This window comes from Solwaraspora sp. WMMD937, from assembly GCF_029581175.1.
In the GTDB taxonomy this organism is placed as follows: Bacteria; Actinomycetota; Actinomycetes; order Mycobacteriales; family Micromonosporaceae; genus Micromonospora_E.
The window spans coordinates 1,433,066-1,450,507 of record NZ_CP120738.1; the positions used below are offsets into that span (position 1 = coordinate 1,433,066).

Annotated in this window: 5 protein-coding genes; all 5 read right to left on the minus strand. The window is 72.7% G+C overall.

What is annotated here, in order from left to right:
• Positions 1-60: 60 nt before the first annotated feature.
• Positions 61-3,558, minus strand: coding sequence for a carboxylic acid reductase (gene car, locus O7621_RS06365; RefSeq protein ID WP_282234472.1), 3,498 nt, complete (start codon positions 3,556-3,558; stop codon positions 61-63).
• A gap of 151 nt (positions 3,559-3,709) precedes the next feature.
• On the minus strand, positions 3,710-4,936 hold the full coding sequence (locus O7621_RS06370) for a cytochrome P450 (protein WP_282233163.1): 1,227 nt from the start codon (positions 4,934-4,936) through the stop codon (positions 3,710-3,712).
• A 33-nt stretch (positions 4,937-4,969) separates the two neighbouring features.
• On the minus strand, positions 4,970-5,452 hold the full coding sequence (locus tag O7621_RS06375) for a DUF1579 family protein (protein WP_282233164.1): 483 nt from the start codon (positions 5,450-5,452) through the stop codon (positions 4,970-4,972).
• A 117-nt stretch (positions 5,453-5,569) separates the two neighbouring features.
• Positions 5,570-12,679: a type I polyketide synthase gene (locus O7621_RS06380; protein WP_282233165.1), complete on the minus strand. Its 7,110-nt coding sequence runs from the start codon at positions 12,677-12,679 to the stop codon at positions 5,570-5,572.
• A gap of 59 nt (positions 12,680-12,738) precedes the next feature.
• Positions 12,739-17,385 (minus strand): type I polyketide synthase, encoded by a 4,647-nt coding sequence (locus O7621_RS06385; protein WP_282233166.1) that lies wholly within the window; start codon positions 17,383-17,385, stop codon positions 12,739-12,741.
• Positions 17,386-17,442: the final 57 nt, after the last annotated feature.

Genomic DNA, 17,442 nt, shown 5'->3' on the forward strand with positions numbered 1-17,442 from the left:
CCACCGCACGGTACGGACTTCAAGCATGGCACCCACGCTTCTCGCCGTCCGGGCCGGCGGTCAGAGCAGGCCGAGCCGCTGCAGGTCGTCGGCGTGCTTGGTGATGAGGGCCGCGTCGAGGTGCGGGATGTCGTTGCCGGGGCCCACCTTGGCGGCCTCGACGGCAGCGCGGAACCTGTTGGTCGGCAGTCCGACTCCGGGGATCGGCGGGGTGGGCTCGGCGTACGCGTGCAGCAGCGGCAGGACCGAGTGCCGGCGCTGGCGTTCGGGCAGTCCACGCATGGCCGCGGCGAAGCGAATCAGCCACTCGTCGTGGTCCGCGATGCGCTGCACCGGATGGCCGGCAGCGATGAGCCAGTCCACGAAGGTGTCCAGCCCGATGCCGTCCTCGTGCGGGTTGAGCACGTTGAAGGTGCGGTACTCCCCGGTGACGCCCAGGGCGGTGACCGCCGCTGCGGTGAAGTCGACCGGCAGGCCGTCGTAGTGCGCGGGCCGGCGTTCGCCGTCGGGGCCGGTGCGGTAGAACGACGCTGGGGCGATGCCGGTCGCCAGGATGCTCAGCAGCAGGCGGGTGAACATGTCCGGGACGTTGAGCTGCCCGGCGTACCGGGAGTGGGCCAGGATGATGTCCGAGCGGAAGACGCTGACCGGCACGCCGCATTCCTCGTGGGCGCGCCGCAGGAGCACCTCGCCGGCCCACTTGCTTGCCGCGTAGCCGTTCGCGTAGCTGTCGTCGAGGACCCGCTCCGGACTGGCCAGCCGGATGTCTGCGTCCTCGTCGGGGGCCGAGGTCTGCGACGCGATGACGGCCACGGTGGAGAGATAAGCGATGCCCTTCACCCGTTCGCTGACAGCGAGGCGTACGAGCTCCGCCGTGCCCGCCACGTTGGGCCCGAACAGCTGCTCGTACGGGAGAATGTGGTTGACCAGGGCTGCGGCGTGCACGATCAGGTCCACTGTCTCGGCGAGTTCCTGCCACGCCGCACAGGGCAGACCGAGCCCGGGTTCGGCTACGTCGCCGGCCAGCACGCGCAGATGCCCGGTCAGTGAGCGGAAGCGCTCGAGCAGCTCGGGGTCGCCGGAGTCGAAGACCCGCTCGAGGCGCCGCGCGGCCTCGGCGTCGTCGGCGGCGCGCACCAGGCAGACGAGCGTGCCGCCCGTACGGGAGAGCCGGTCCAGCCACTCGAGGGCCAGGAACCGGCCCAGGTAGCCGGTCGCACCCATCAGCAGCACCACATCCGGGTCGGACGACGACGCCCGGGGGAGCGAGGGCGCCGCAGCGCGGATTGCCACACCGAGGAACTTGTCGAGGGTCAGATCGTCGGCGCGTACGCGGGTCGCGCTCGGGCCGTGCACGGAGGCGAACGTCGCCCGGCCGGTGTCTGATCCGGCAGCGGCGCGCTCGGCCTCGATCCAGGCCGCCACGGAACTCAGCGTGCCTGTGGCGCTGATCAGGATGCCGACCGGGACGGGGACCTCGAAGATGTCGCTCAGCAGTTGGGACAGGGCGAGGGCCGACAGGGAGTCGCCGCCCAGGTCGACGAAGCGGGCGTCCGGGGCGAGCGCCGCCGCGGGGCGGCCGAGGAGCGCCCGGGCGGCCTCACGCAGGGCGGGCAGCACGGGTTGCCCGGGGCCGGCGTCGCGCAGGGCGTGGATCCGCTCTGCCTCGCGTTCGGCGAGTTCCGTGTAGAGCGCTTCGAGGCGGGGGCCGTAGTGGGCCTTGAGTTTCGGGCGCAATGGCTTGCGGATGTCGGAGAGCAGCCCGTTGGCAGTGCTGAACGGAGTCGTCTCCACGAGAAAGTCACGCGGAACCTCGTACGCGTGCAGCCCGTGCTCCTGCCCGATCCGCTGCAGCGCCTGGCCGAGCGCTGTCGTGAGCGCCCGCTCGTCCAACAAGGACTCCAACGCTCTATCGGTGGGTACGACCACGGCGAGCAGGTACGGCCGTGCGCTGTTGCCGTAGACGTAGATCTGCCGGATCAGCGGGTCGGCCGCGAACAACTCCTCCACCCGGGACACGGCCACGAACTCCCCCTGCGACAGCTTCAGCACGCTCTTGGTGCGGTCGAGGTAGCCGAGGTGGTCGGGACCGTACTCGGCCATGATGTCGCCGGTGCGGTAGAAGCCGTCCTCGGTGAACAGGGTGGCGTTGAGCTCAGGGCGCTTGTAGTAGCCGGGGATGATGGTCGCCGTCCTCACCAGCAACTCGCCGCGGGGATAGGGGCGGTCGGTGGTGAAGTAGCCGAGGTCGGGGACGTCGACCAGGCGGTAGTCGAGCACCGGCGGGCGCAGCACCCGGCCGTTGACGAGCAGCCCGCCGGCCTCGGTCGACCCGAAGACGTCGTGCACCGCGAAGCCGAGGCAGGACTCCACGAACCGGCGCAGCTGCGGGCTCAGCGGGGCGGACAGCGACATCGCGCGGGTCACCCGGCCACCGAGGACGACCTCGCGCAGGTGGGTGAGAATCCGCTGAACGCCGTCTGAGTCGGCGGGCGTGACGCCGCGGCGGGCCTGTTCGCTGTCGTAGCGCTGGGCGAGCATGTCGCACAGTCGCGGGATGAGGAACAGGTCGGTGGGGCGGACAAGGGCGGCGTCCTCCAGGAAAGTGGACAGGTCGCTACGCGCGGTGAAATAGGCGGTGCCGCCCACGGCGAGCGCCTCGAACAGCACGATACGGCCGACGTTATGGCTCAGTGGCATGTAGTGGAGCCGGATGACCGCCATGTCTGTCGGCTTGGGGTCGAAACGCACCCAGTTGGCGCGGGTCATGCTCTCCGGGAACATGGCGCCCTTGGGCGTGCCGGTGCTGCCCGAGGTGTAGATCAGCAGCGACAGGGGGTCCTCTCCCTCCGGTGCCGCGTACGGCTCCGGGGCGGGCAGATTGCGCCCGCGATCGATCATCTCGGCGAGCGTGTGGACGACGATCAGGCTGCCGGTGAGCGCCGATCGCGCTGCGGCCACGGCCTCCCGGTGGTCGTCGATCGCGGCGTCGTGGTCGAGGACCAGGATCCGGCGTACGGACGTGCTGCCCGCCACCGCCGCGGTCACCACGGCGACCCGGTCGACGCTCGTGGCCACGATGAGCGGGGCGGCCTCGTCGAGGATCGGGCGCAACTGCTCGGCCGAGGAGCTCACCTGCAGCGGCACGCTGACCGCGCCGGTGTGCAGGACCGCGAGCTCGACTGTCGCGAGGTCGGCGCCGGGGAAGCCGACCGAGACGACGAAGGCGCCAGGGCGCAGCGGGGCGTCCGGGTCGTGTGACCAGCCGGCGGCGGTCGCGAGCACCCGCGACCACAGCTCGCCGTAGGTGATGGTGTCGAAGCGCGGCAGCAACCGGTGGGTGGTGCGCCTGGTGACCGGGTCGGTGACGGCTTCGCGGGCACGTTCGCCCAGGGCGGGACGGTCGGCGTACCCCGTGAAGCCGGCGGCCACGATCTGGGCCTGCGACAGGCCCGGCACCCGCATCGCGGCCGAGACCTCGGCACTGACCTGGGCCCGCCGGATCTGCTCGTCCCCGGCGACGAGCCGCTCGGTGAGGGTCTGCTCCGTGGTGGTCACATCTTCGGGGGTTTCCAAGTCAGCCTCTTGTCTGTTGTGCCGCCGGGGCGGCGGAGCTACGCCGGTCGGTGGCGCTGCGACCGGGTCGCGACGCCACATCGGATCGACCGACGGGGTTGAGGGTCCTGGACAGCGGTGTGACCGGCGGCGGTCAGCCCGTGAGCGACACTGGTAGGTGCAGGGGGGCGCGGAAGAAGGAGTTCACCAGCCAGTCGAGGTCGCCGGGCGCGATGGACAGCTTCAGCTGCGGGAACCGGGACACCAGACGGCCGAGGACGATCTCCAACTCGAGCCTGGCGAGCGCGGCGCCGACACAGTGGTGGATGCCGTGGCCCATCGCCAGGTTGCCCTGCGTCGAGCGGGTGATGTCCAGCCGGTCGGGGTCGGGGAACTTCTCAGGGTCGCGATTGCCCGAGGCCAGCGACAGGAGGACGAACTCGCCCTCGGGGATGACCACGCCGGCCACCTCCACCGGCTCGGTGGTGAAGCGAAGGCTGGCGGAGAGGCTCGGCCCCTCGAACCGCAGCAGCTCCTCGACCGCGCCGGCGGTGAGCGCGGGCTGGGCCTTCAACAGCTCCCACTGCTCCGGGTTGAGCAGTAGGGCCAGCACCCCGTTGCTGATCTGCTTGCTGGTCGTCTCGTGCCCGGCCACCAGCAGCAGCAACGCCATCGACACGAGTTCCTCGCGCGACAGCCGGTCCTCGTCGGCGCTGACCTGGACGAGCGCGGTGAGCAGGTCTTCGGCGGGCACGTCGCGCTTGGCGTCGCAAAGCCGGCCGAGGTAGTCGACGATCGAGTTGTAGGCCTGGCCGAGCTCCTCCGGCGACGCCGTGCCGCCGTACAGGGTGTCGGCCCAGCGGAAGAACTCCACCCGGTCGGCCTCGGGCACGCCCAGCAGCTCACCGATGACCGCGATCGGCAGGCGCCGCGACAGCGTCTCGGCCAGGTCCGCCGTGTCCCCTCCGGCGGCGACATCGTCGAGCAGTTCGTCGACGATGTCCTCGATCCGCGGACGCAGGCTTTCCACCCGGTGCCCGGTGAACTCCCGGCCGACCAGGTGCCGCAGCCGGGTGTGGTCCGGCGGATCGCTGTTGACCATGTTGGTGGTGAGGCCCGGCGGGAAGCCCGTGACGGCGCCGGTGAGCCTGCTGTGCCGGGGCATCAGCTCGCCGATGCGGTTGCCGTCCTTGGCCAGCCGGCTGTCGGCCAGCAACGCGCGCACGTCGGCGTGGCGGGTCACCAGCCAGGCGTTCATGCCCCGGTGGGTGGTCACGCGGCAGACCGGAGCCTGTTCGCGCAGCTGGGCGAAAACCGCGTACGGATCGCGGGTGAAATCGGGGCTGTAGACCTGCTCCGGCAGGGTTCGACCGATGGTCACCGAAGGTCTCCTGTCAGGTTCATCGTTTCGGGATCAGACGCGGCGGCAGTCGTAGACATCGAGCGGGACCCAGCGGTCGTCGTCCGGTGAGCGCACGAACGAGGTGATGGTGAAGTGGCCGTCATCGACCAGGCGGAACACGTCCCGGACCGTACGGCGTCCGCCCACCTCGACCACCGAGTAGGAGCCCGTGACGGTGAGCTCTCCGTTCTGCCAGCCCGCCGACGCCGCCGTGCCCTGGGTGCCGGAGTCGGCGACGTAGTAGATGTTGATGAGCCCGTCGAGCGGGTTCCAGCCGAAGATCCAGCGGCCGGACATGGTGCCCGGCCACGCCACATCGACGTTGAGGTAGTGCCCGCCCAGGGTCGGCTCGCCGTACATGTGCATGACCGTCGGCGCCGATCCGTCGGCCGGGGTCTCGCCCACGCACCTGGTGTGCCCGAGCAGGAAATCGAGGGCGCGCAGCTGCTCGGGCGGCGGCACGTCGGTCGGAGGCAGTACCGGGGTCTCAGGCATGGCGGCTCGATCCTGTCTGGCGGGCGACGATGCGGCGAAGCTACGCAGGGCCGTGGCGCCGCGAACAGGTCACGGCGCCACGGCGCGCTCATCGGCGGGTAATCGGCGACCGCCGGCTCAGAGCACATCCTCGAGCCACGTGTGCACTGTGGTCGCCGTCTTCTCCGGGAACTTCGACATCATGGTGAAGTGGTTGCCGGGCACGCTGGTGACATTCCGGACAGTGCCGTCGTTGGCTCGCAGGACCTCGTCGGGCTTGGCGGCGCCGGTCATGTACTCGGCCGCCCGGATGAGCAGGCTCGGCACCTCGATCGGCTGCGGCTTCCAGCCGTCGAACATGCTCAGGTAGCCGCCCATCGCGATGAGCTGATGGCCGAGCGGGGCGCCGCCCGAGGGCATCAACTCGTGCCGCCTGGCCTGCGCGCGCATGAAGTCGCGCTGCACGTCGATCACGAACTCTCCCGGCCAGTACGTGTCCAACATGATCAGCGCCGCGGGCGGACGACCGATGTCGCACAGGTACGCGGCGACGCCGTACGCGATCCAGCCGCCGGACGAGTGCCCGACGACCGCCACCGGGTCGATGCCGGCTTCCTCCAGCAGCACGTCGCCGTAGACGCGGAACAGGCTCGGCAGGTCGGCCGGCAGAGGCTCCCGCGCGGCGAAGCCCAGCGGCCGGACCGCGCTCACCTCGCGAGGTTCCGGCAGGCCCTCGGCGAACAGGGCGTACGCCGTGTCGATCATCGGCGCGATCGGGGGCACGATGCAGGCGAGGGCGGGCCGGGCGGCACCCTCAGCGAGCGACGTGGTCCTGGGCTGCCCGGCCGACTCACGGTCGGTGAAGCGTGGCATCAGCCGTGCGGCGGACGACAGCATGGTGACCGCCTCCTCGCCGCGCCCGGTGGCCACGGCCTCGGCGTAGAGCGAGGCCACGATGTCGTCGGCGGGGCTCGCCTGCTGCGCCGGGGGTTCCACCGCCACGGGGGCGTCCGGCTCGGGTACGGCGATCTCCTCGGCCAGGTGTCCGGCCAGCTCGTTGACAGTGGGGTAGTCGAAGACCGTGGTCACCATGAGCCGGGTACCGGTCGACGAGTCGATCCGGTTGCGCAGTTCGACCGCGGTCAGCGAGTCGAAGCCCAGGTCCCGGAAGGTGCCGTCGAGCGGGACGAGGTCGGCCGAGGAGTAGCCGAGCACGGTGGCCACCTGCGCACGCAGCACCTCGACGAGCGTGCCCTCACGCTCCTCGACGCTCTGCCCGGACAACCGGGTCAGCAGGGCGGCGGCGGTGCCGGCCACCTCGGCCGCGCGGGCGGGACCGCCGGCCGCCCGCCGGGTCCGGGTCCGGACCAGGCCGCGCAGCAGCGCGGGAACGCTGCCGTCGCCCCGGCGGGTGGCCGCCGGGTTCAAGGTGAGGGGCACCGCGACCGGCTCGTCGGCGGCCAGTGCCGCGTCGAACAGCGCCATGCCCTCCTCGGTCTTGAGCGGGCTGATGCCACCCTGGCTCATCCGGGACCGGTCGGCCGCGCCGAGGTTCCCGGACATCGCGCTGGCCTGCTCCCACATGCCCCAGGCCAGTGACGTCGCCGGCAGGCCTTGCGCGCGGCGCCAGGCGGCGAAGGCGTCCTCGAACGTGTTGGCCGCGTTGTACCCGCCCTGGCCGGGCGTGCCCAGCACGCCGGCGGCTGAGGAGTACATCGCGAAGTAGGCCAGATCGGCGTCGGCGGTGAGCTCGTGCAAGTTCCAGGTGCCGTCCACCTTGGAGCGCAGGGCGGTGTCGATCCGTCCCGGCGTGAGCGACCCGATCACGCCGTCGTCGAGGGCGCCGGCGGTGTGTACCACCGCGGTCAACGGATGCTCCACCGGCACCCCCGCGATCACCTCAGCCAACCCACCACGATCAGCCACATCACATTGCGCCACCGTCACCGACGCACCCGCCGCCACCAACCGCTCCACCAACTCCACCGGCGCCGCCCGCCGGCTCACCAGCACCACCCGCCGCGCGCCACGACGCACCACATGCTCCGCCGCAACACCACCCAACAACCCCGAAGCACCCGTCACCAACACCGTCCCCCCCGGATCCAACCCCCGCGGCACCCGCAACACCACCTTGCCCACATGACGCGCCTGCGACATGAACCGCAACGCCTCCACCGCACGCCGCACATCAAAGACACGCACCGGCGGCACACTCAACACCCCCGACGCGAACAAACCCATCAACCGCCCCAACAAACCACCCAACCGCTCCCGCCCGGCCTCCAACAACTGAAACGGCCGATAAACCACCCCCGGCACCGAATCCCGCACATCAGCCACACCCATCTCCAAAAACTGACCACTCGGCCTCAACAACCCCAAAGACGCATCAACGAACTCACCCGTCAACGAATTCAACACCACATCAACAACCGGAAACCGATCCGCGAACTCCAACGACCGCGACGACGCCAACCGATCCCGCGGCACCCCCAACGCCTCAACCCGACCCCACTTCGACGGACTCGCCGTCGCATACACCTCCGCACCCACCAAACGCGCCACCTGAACAGCCGCCATACCCACACCACCAGCAGCAGCATGAATCAACACCGACTGACCACGACGCAACCCCGCCAAATCCACCAACCCGTACCACGCCGTCAAAAACGCCACCGGCACCGCGGCGGCCTGCTCAAACGACCACCCATCCGGAACCCGCACCAACCCCCGGCAATCAACCACCACCACCGACGAGAAACCCTCACCAAAAAGCCCCGCCACCCGATCACCAACCGCGAACCCCGATACCCCCGGACCCACCTCCAACACCACACCCGCACCCTCACTACCCAAACTCGGCTCACCCGGATACATCCCCAACACCATCAACACATCACGAAAATTCACCCCCGCCGCACGCACCCCCACCCGTACCTCACCCACACCCAACGGAGCCACCCCCACCGGCTCCACCACCAACCCCTCCAACACCCCCGGCACCCCCACCGCCAACCGCCAACCACCACCTGCAGGCAGCTCGAGCATCTCGCCGAGCGGAGTGCGGCCGAGCCGGGCGACGGTCGCCTGGCCGGCGCGGACGGCGACCTGCGGCTCCCCCGCCGCCAGGGCCGCGGTGACCACCGCCGAGAGCACCGAGGCAGACTCCGCGGTGTCGTCGACGTCCACGAGCAGCAGCCGGTCCGGGTTCTCCGACTGCGCCGAGCGCAGCAGGCCCCACACCGGGGCGTACGCCAGGTCGGGCAGTTCGATGCGGTCCACCGCGACGCCGTTGCGGGTCACCACGACCAGGCGGGTCGCGGCGAGACGCTCGTCGGCCAGCCACGACTGCACGATGTCGAGCACCTCGGTGGTCACCGACCGGACCTGCGCGCCGATGGTGTCTCCCGGGGCGGCCACGCCGTCGAGGGCGTACACGATGATGTCGGGAGCCGTGGCCCCGCCCGCGACGAAACCGACCACTGCCTGCCAGTCCGGCAACGGGCGGATCGGGGTGCCGGAGGCGGACAGCGCGCGGGTGACCGGGGTGTCGCCCAGCGAGGCCCAGCGTCCCTCACCGGCCCGGGCGCCGGAGACCGGGAACGGTGCCCACTCCGGGCGGAGGAGCGACCGGTGGTGGCCGCGGGTGCGCGCCGCCGTCAGCTGATCGACGGCCACCTCGCGAGAGACGATCGACTCGGCTGTCAGCACGGGGCCGCCCTCGGCGTCGTACAGCCGCACAGCCACCGAGTCGGCGGACACTGTGGTCAGCTTCGCCCGGACGGCGGTGACACCGGCCGCGTGCAGGCGCACACCCGTCCACGCGAACGGAAGCCGGGCCGGGGAGCCCTCCTCCACCCGGCCGGCGGGGGCGAGCATCCCGTGCAGGGCCGCATCGAGCAGGGCCGGATGGATGCCGAAGCGACCCGCGTCCCCGGCCACCGACGGGGGCAGGACGACCTCGGCGTACACGTCGTCGCCGTGCTGCCACGCCGCGGTCAGGCCCTGGAACGCCGGGCCGTAGCGGTAGCCGCCGGCGGCGAGCCGGGGGTAGAGGTCGTCGACGGTCAGCGGCTCGACGCCGGAGGGCGGCCACGGGTTGGGCGCGACGTCCGGGGCGGGGACCGGCGCCGGGGCGAGGAGCCCGTTCGCGTGGCTGGTCCACTCGTCCTCGAGGGCCTCCTCGGCCGACTCAGGACGCGAGTGGACGGTCAGCTCCCGGGCGCCGTCGTCGTCCGCAGCACCGACCACGACCTGCAGCAGCACTCCTCCGGTCTCGGGCAGGATCAGCGGTGCCTGGAAGGTGAGATCCTCGATCCGGTCGCACCCGGCCGCCTCGCCGGCACGGAAGGCCAGCTCCAGCAGGGCCGTGCCGGGCACCAGGACGGCGCCCGCGACGCTGTGGTCGGCCACCCAGGGGTGACTGTGCCGGGAGATCCGTCCGGTGAGCAGGACGCTGCCCGAGCCGGGAACCGCGATCTCCCCGGTGACCAGCGGGTGCCCGGTCGCCAGCAGGCCGAGGGCCGCAGCGTCCTGGCGCGGGTTCGGATCGGTGAGCCAGAAGCGTTCCTCCTGGAAGGCGTAGGTGGGAAGGTCGACCACGCGCGCGCCGGGCAGCCAGGACGCCCAGTCGACCGCGACGCCCCGGACGGCCACCCGGGCGGCCGCGTCCAGCACCGTGCGGACCTCCGGCCGGTTGACACGGACGGACGCGATCCAGTCCGCCTCCGGCAGGCTCTCGTGCCCCATCCCGGTGAGCACCGCATCCGCTCCCAGCTCGAGGAAGGTCGCGCAGCCCGCGTCGGCGGCGGCCCGGATGCCGTCGGCGAACCGGACCGCCGCCCGGGCGTGCCGCACCCAGTACTCCGGGGACGCCATCGACGCATCTCCTACCGTGCCGCTGAGCATCGACACCAGGCCGATCGTCGGCTCGGCGAACGTCAGCGAACGCAACACCTCGGCGAACCCGTCGAGCATCGGCTCCATCAACGGCGAGTGGAACGCGTGACTGACCGTCAGCGCCCTGGTCTTGTACCCACGCCCCGCGAGTACCCCGGCGATCTTCTCCACCGCCTCCGCCGCACCGGCCAGCACCACCGCGGCGGGCCCGTTCACGGCGGCGATGTCCACGTCGGCGTGTCCGGCGAGTTCCGCCCGCACCTCGTCCTCCGGGGCGGCGACCGCCACCATCACGCCGCCGGGCGGCAGCGCCTGCATCAGCCCGGCTCGCGCGCTCACCAGCTGGGCGGCGTCCGGCAGTGACAGCATCCCCGCCACGTGCGCGGCGGCGATCTCGCCCACGGAGTGGCCACCGACCAGGTCGGGGCGCACCCCCCACGACTCGACCAGCCGGAACAGCGCGACCTCGAAGGCGAACAACGCCGGCTGCGCCCACCCGGTCTCGGCGAGTTCGGCGCCCGCGTCGAAGACGACGTCCTTCAGTCCCGGGCGCAGCAACTCACACGCCGAGTCGAAGGCCCCGGCGAACACGGGAAACGCCTCGTACAGCTCGCGGCCCATCCCGGCGCGCTGGGCGCCCTGCCCGGGGAAGAGCACGGCCAGTCCCCCGCAAGCACGTCCGGCCACGACCCCCGGCGTGGATTCCCCAGCGGCCAGCGCGGCCACGCCACGCAGCAGCTCGTCCCGGCTCCCGCCCAGGACCACACCCCGGTGCTCGAAGGCGGCCCGCCCGTTGACCAGCGAGAAGCCGATGTCGGCCGGGGACAGCTCCGGGTGAGCCGTCACGTGGGTCAGCAGCCGCCGCGCCTGTTCCTGCAACGCCGTCTCCGACCTGGCCGACAGCACCCACGGCACCACCGGCACCGCCGCCGACGGCGGCGGTGCAGCGGCGTCCGGCGCGGCCGGTTCGGGTGCCTGCTCCAGGATCACGTGGGCGTTCGTCCCGCTCGCCCCGAAGGCCGAGACACCGGCGCGGCGCGGTTCACCGGTCACCGGCCACGGCTGCGTCTCCCGCAGCAGCTCCACCGAGCCTGCGGACCAGTCGACGTGGCTGGTCGGGGTGTCCAGGTGCAGGGTCCGGGGCAGCACCCCGTGGCGCATCGACATGACCATCTTGATGAGCCCGGCTACTCCGGCAGCCGCCTGCGCGTGCCCGATGTTGGACTTCACGGAGCCGAGCCACAGGGGTCGCCGCCGGTTCTGGCCGTACGTCGCCAGGACGGCCTGCGCCTCGATCGGGTCGCCGAGCGCGGTGCCGGTGCCGTGCGCCTCGACCACGTCGACCTGATGGGCGGCGAGTCCCGCGCCGGCCAGCGCCCGGCGGATGAGCCGCCGCTGCGACGGGCCGCTCGGGGCGGTCAGCCCGTTGGAGGCGCCGTCCTGGTTGATCGCCGAGCCACGGACCACCGCGAGCACCTTGTGGCCGTGGCGGTGCGCGTCGGAGAGCCGTTCGAGCACCAGCCACCCCGCGCCCTCGCCCATCGCCGTACCGTCGGCCGACTCGTCGAACGGCTTGCACCGGCCGTCCGCCGCCAGCCCGCGCTGCCGGCTGAACTCGGTGAAGGTGGATGGAGTGGCCATCACGGTCACGCCACCGGCCAGGGCCAGCGTGCTCTCCCCGGAGCGCAGCGACTGGGCGGCCAGGTGCACCGACACCAGCGAGGAGGAGCACGCCGTGTCGACCGCGACCGCCGGGCCCTCGAAGCCGAACGTGTACGACACCCGGCCGGCCGCCACGCTCACCGCTCCGCCGGTGAGCAGCTGGCCCTCGTACCCTTCGGGGGCCGTTCCGAGCCGGGAGATGTAGTCGTTGTGGGTGACGCCCGCGAAGACGCCCGTACGGCTGCCGCGCAGCCCGGCCGGGTCGATGCCGGCCCGTTCGAGCGCCTCCCAGCCGGTGGTCAGCAGCAGGCGGTGCTGCGGGTCCATCGCGGTTGCCTCGCGAGGGCTGATCCCGAAGAAGACCGGGTCGAAGGCGTCGGCCCCGGTGAGGAAGCCACCCTCGCGGACGTACGCCGTGCCGGTCTGCTCGGGGTCGGGATCATAGAGGGCATCGACGTCCCAGCCGCGGTCGGCCGGGAACGGGGACACGGCATCGACACCGTCGGCCACCAGCTGCCACAGGTCCTCGGGCGACCGGACGCCCCCGGGGAAGCGGCATGCCATGCCGATGACCGCGATCGGCTCGGTGCCGCGGTCCTCGGCCTCGCGCAGCCGCTCGCGGGTTTCGTAGAGGTCGGCCGTGACGCGCTTGAAGTACTCGACGAGCTTCTGGTTCTCGGGCATCGGTGAGTTACCGCCAATCAGAGAGGCAGGCGTGGGTGCGGCCGGCGGAGGGTGCGGGGTCATCGGCCGAACTGCTCGTCGACGAAGGCGTAGAGGTCCTCGACGCTCGCGGCACGGAGGTGGTCGGCCACCGCCTCCGCCGGGTGCCCGGCCGGGCGGGCCAGCCGGGCGAGAAGGGCGTGCAACCGCGGCTCGACGGCCTCCCGGACGTCGTCGCCGCCGGCCAGCCCGGCCACCGCCGCCTCCAGCACGTTCAGGTGCGCCAGTACGGCGGCGACCGGGTCGCCGCCGTACTGGCCGAGCTCGCCGGCGAGATGGCCGGCCAGCGCGTGGACCGTCGGGTGGTCGAAGACGAGGCTGCTGGCCAGGGACAGCCCGGTGCCGGCGGTGATCCGGTCGCGCAGCTCCACGGCCGCCATCGAGTCGAAGCCGAGGTCGCGAAAGGCCTGATCGGTCTCGACGGCACGGTCGTCGGGGTGGCCGAGGGTGAGTGCCACCTCGTGCCGCACCAGGGCGAGCAGTTCGGCCTCGCGATCCGGTCCACTGCGGCCCCGCAGCCTGTCCAGCCAGGGGCCGGCGTGGTCGTCCGGTTCGGCGTCCGCCGGCCCGGTCACGGGCTCGAAGAGGCGGCTCGGCCGGGTGCTGGTGAACAGCGGCGCGAACCGGTCCCACGTCACGTCGGCAACGGTCACGCACGGCAGACCGGAGTCCAGAGCCGCGCGCAGGTTGCCGAGCGCGTCGGTCGTCGGCATCACCGGCAGGCCGTGCCGGGCCGCCTCCCGGACGGTGTCCGGCCCGGCGCTCATACCGCCGTCGGCCCAGGGGCCCCAGGCGATCGCGAGGGCGGGCAGGCCGGCCGCCCGACGCCGCTCGGCCAGGGCGTCGAGGTAGGCGTTGGCCGCGGCGTACGCGGCGTGCCCGCCGCTTCCCCACACCCCCGCGACGGACGAGAACAGCACGAAGCGGTCGACGGCGCCGGCCATGGCGTTCAGGTTGCGGGCGCCGGCCACCTTGCCGGCCAGCACCTCGGCGAGCAGGTCGGGGGTCGTCGCGTCGAAGGCCGTCGTCTCGATGCGGCCGGCGGCGTGGAAGACGGCTCCTAGAGGCCGGTCGGCCGGAACGGTGGCCAGCAGGGCGGCGAGGGCCTCCGCATCGGCGACGTCGCAGGCGGCGACGGTGGCCGTGGCGCCGAGCGCCGCCAGCTCGGCGACCAGCTCGGCCGCGCCCGGCGCGGCCGGCCCCGAGCGGCTGGTTAGCAGCAGGTCCCGGGCGCCGCGGCCGGCGAGCCAGCGGGCGACGTGGGCCCCGAGACCGCCGGTGCCCCCGGTGATGAGCACGGTTCCGGCGGGCTCCCAGACGCCGGTGTCCGGGGCGGGCGGCTCGGGCACGGCGATCAGGCGCCGCGCGTACAGGCCGTCGGAGCGGACGGCGACCTGGTCCTCCCCGGTCGCGCCGGCGAGGACGGCGGCCAGGCGCCGGCCTGCGGCAGGGCTGAGCAGGGCGGGCAGGTCGGCGAGTCCACCCCAGCGCCCGGAGTACTCGAGGGCGGCCACCCGGCCGAGGCCCCAGATCATCGCCTGGTCCTCGTCGGCGGCGGTGTGCACGGCCTCCCGGGTCACGCACCACAGCGGCGCGTCGCGGCCGGTGTCGCCCAGCGCCTGCACGAGGGCCATGGTGAGGGCGAGACCGGCGGGTGCCGTGGCGTCCCCGGGATCGGCGAGGGCCAGCAGGCTGAGCACGCCGGCCGCGTCCCCGGCCGTGGTCAGCAGAGACGCCAGATCGGCGCGTGCGGAGCCGGGCGGGATCGTCAGGAGCTCGGTCCGGGCGCCGGTCGCGGCGAGGCCTTCGATCACCGTACGGGCCCAGCTGTCCCGCTCCGCTGTGAGAGCGGCCGGCACGACGACCAGCCAGGTGCCCGCGAGCAGCACCGGAGTACCCGGGTCGGAAACCGGCGTCCACCCGACCCGGTAGCGCCGGGCCGAGGACGCCGGAACCCGGGGCTGTGCGTCGTACTCGAGCCAGAAGCGCTCGTGCTCAAAGGCGTAGGTGGGCAGGTCGACCGTGCGGCCGCCCGGCAGCAGGGCCGCCCAGTCGATGGCCGCCCCGCGGACAGCGACCCGGGCGGCCGCGTCGAGCACCGCGAGGGCCTCGGGGCGGGTCGCCCGTACGGACGGGATCCACGCGGCGTCCGGCAGGCTCTCACGGCCCATCCCCGCCAGCACCGCGTCCGGGCCCAGCTCCAGGAACGTGGTGCAGCCGGCCTCCTGCGCGGCCCGGATCCCGTCGGCGAACCGGACCGCCTCGCGAGCGTGCCGCACCCAGTAGTCCGCCGTGGCCACCGCCGGGTCGCCGACCGTGGCGCTGAGCAGGGACAGCACGGGGATCCGTGGCTGGTGGAACGTCAGGGAGCGCAGCACGTCCCCGAATGCCGCCAGCATCGGCTCCATCAGCGACGAGTGGAAGGCGTGACTCACCCGCAGCGCCTTGGTCTTGTACCCCTGGGCGGCCAGTCCCTCGGCCGCCGCCCGGACCGCGTCCGCGGCGCCGGCCACCACGACCGAAGCGGGCCCGTTCACCGCCGCGATGTCCAGGTGCGGGTGAGCGGCGACGGCCGCGCGTACCTCGTCCTCGGTAGCCGCCACGGCGGCCATCGCCCCGCCGGCCGGCAACGCCTGCATCAGGTGCGCGCGGGCCGAGACAAGCCGGGCGGCGTCCTCGAGCGACCACACGCCCGCCACATGGGCGGCGGCTATCTCGCCCACGGAGTGACCGCCGAGCACATCCGGGCGTACGCCCCAGGACTCGACCAGGCGGAACAGCGCCACCTCGAACGCGAACAACGCGGGCTGCGCCCAACCGGTCTCGGACAGCTCGCCGCCACCGGTGAAGACGACGTCCTTCAGCCCCGGCCGCAGGTGCGCACAACCCGCGTCGAAGGCGGCGGCGAAGACCGGGAACGTCTCGTACAGCTCGCGGCCCATGCCCGTACGCTGAGCGCCCTGCCCGGTGAACAGGACACCCAGTCCGCCGCAGGCCCGTCCGGTCGCCACACCCGCCGCCGGCTCCCCGGCGGCCAGACCGGCCAGTCCGCGCAGCAGCTCGTCACGGTCGGCTCCCAGCACCACACCGCGGTGCTCGAAGACCGCCCGGGTCCGCGCCAGCGAGAACCCCACATCCTGCGGGGACAGCTCCGGACGGTCCGTCACGTGCGCCAGCAGACGGTCCGACTGAGCGCGCAGCGCCTTTACCGACCTGGCCGACAGCACCCACGGCACCACCGGCAGGGGCTTGCCGGTGACGGCCTCGGACCCGGCTTCGAGGGGCGGTGCCTGCTCCAGGACGACATGCGCGTTCGTGCCGCTCGCGCCGAACGAGGACACCCCGGCCCGGCGCGGCTGTCCGGTCTCGGGCCAGGCCTTCGCCTCGGTCAGCAGCTCGACGTCGCCGGCGCTCCAGTCGACGCGGGTGGACGGCTCCTTGACGTGCAAGGTCTTCGGCAGTACGCCGCGCCCGATGGCGTACACCGTCTTGATGACCCCAGCGATCCCGGCGGCCGCCTGGGTGTGACCGATGTTCGACTTGAGCGAGCCCAGCCGCAGCGGCCGTCCCGCCGGCCGGTCCTTGCCGTAGACGGCCAGCAGCGCCTGCGCCTCGATCGGGTCGCCGAGCGCGGTGCCGGTGCCGTGCGCCTCGACCAGGTCGACCTGGGACGCGGCGAGGCCGGCGTTGGCCAGCGCCCGGCTGAGCACCCGCTGCTGGGCGGGGCCGCTGGGGGCGGTCATGCCGTTGGACGCGCCGTCCTGGTTGACCGCGCTGCCCCGGACGACGGCGAGCACCCGGTGGCCGAGACGCTGGGCGTCGGAGAGCCGCTCGACCACCAGCCAGCCCACCCCCTCCGCCATTGACGTGCCGTCGGCATCGTCGGAGAACGCCTTGCACCGCGCCTCGGCCGACAGTCCGCGCTGCTGGCTGAAGCCGATGTACAGCGTCGGGGTGGTCATCACCGTGATGCCGCCGACCAGCGCGAGCGAGCACTCGCCGCCCCGCAGCGCCTGCGCGGCGACGTGCAGCGCGACCAGCGACGACGAGCAGGCGGTGTCCACGGCCAGCGAGGGGCCCTCGAAGCCGAACGTGTACGACACCCGCCCGGACAGGATGCTGGCCGTCGCGCCGCTGACGGTGTAGCCGGACAGCTCGGCCGGAGCCCGGGAGAGCCCGATGACGTGGTCCTGGCCGTTGTTGCCGACGAAGACGCCGGTCTGGCTGCCCCGCAGCGAATGCGGGTCGAGCCCGGCGCGCTCCAGCGCCTCCCAGGCGGTCTCCAGCAGCAGCCGCTGCTGCGGATCGGTGGCGACGGCTTCCTTCGGGCTCATTCCGAAGAAGGCGGCGTCGAAGTCGCCCGGGGCGTCGAGGAAGCCCCCTTCGCGGACGTACGACTTGCCGGGCCGGCCCGGTTCCGGATCGAACACGTCGTCGATGTCCCATCCGCGGTCGGCCGGGAAGCGGGAGATCGCGTCCACGCCCTCGTCGACGAGCTGCCACAGCTGCTCCGGGGTGCTGACCCCGCCGGGCAGCCGGCAGGACATACCGACGATCGCGAGCGGCTCGTTCTCGCGCTGCTCGACGACCCGCAGCTGCTCCCGGGCCTCCTTGAGGTCGGCCGTCACCCAGCGCAGGTAGTCGACCAGCTTGTCTTCGTTCGTCATCTGCCCTCATTCCTTCGTCCGGACGGCGGCCAGAGTGCGGGGAAGCGGCGGCCGGGC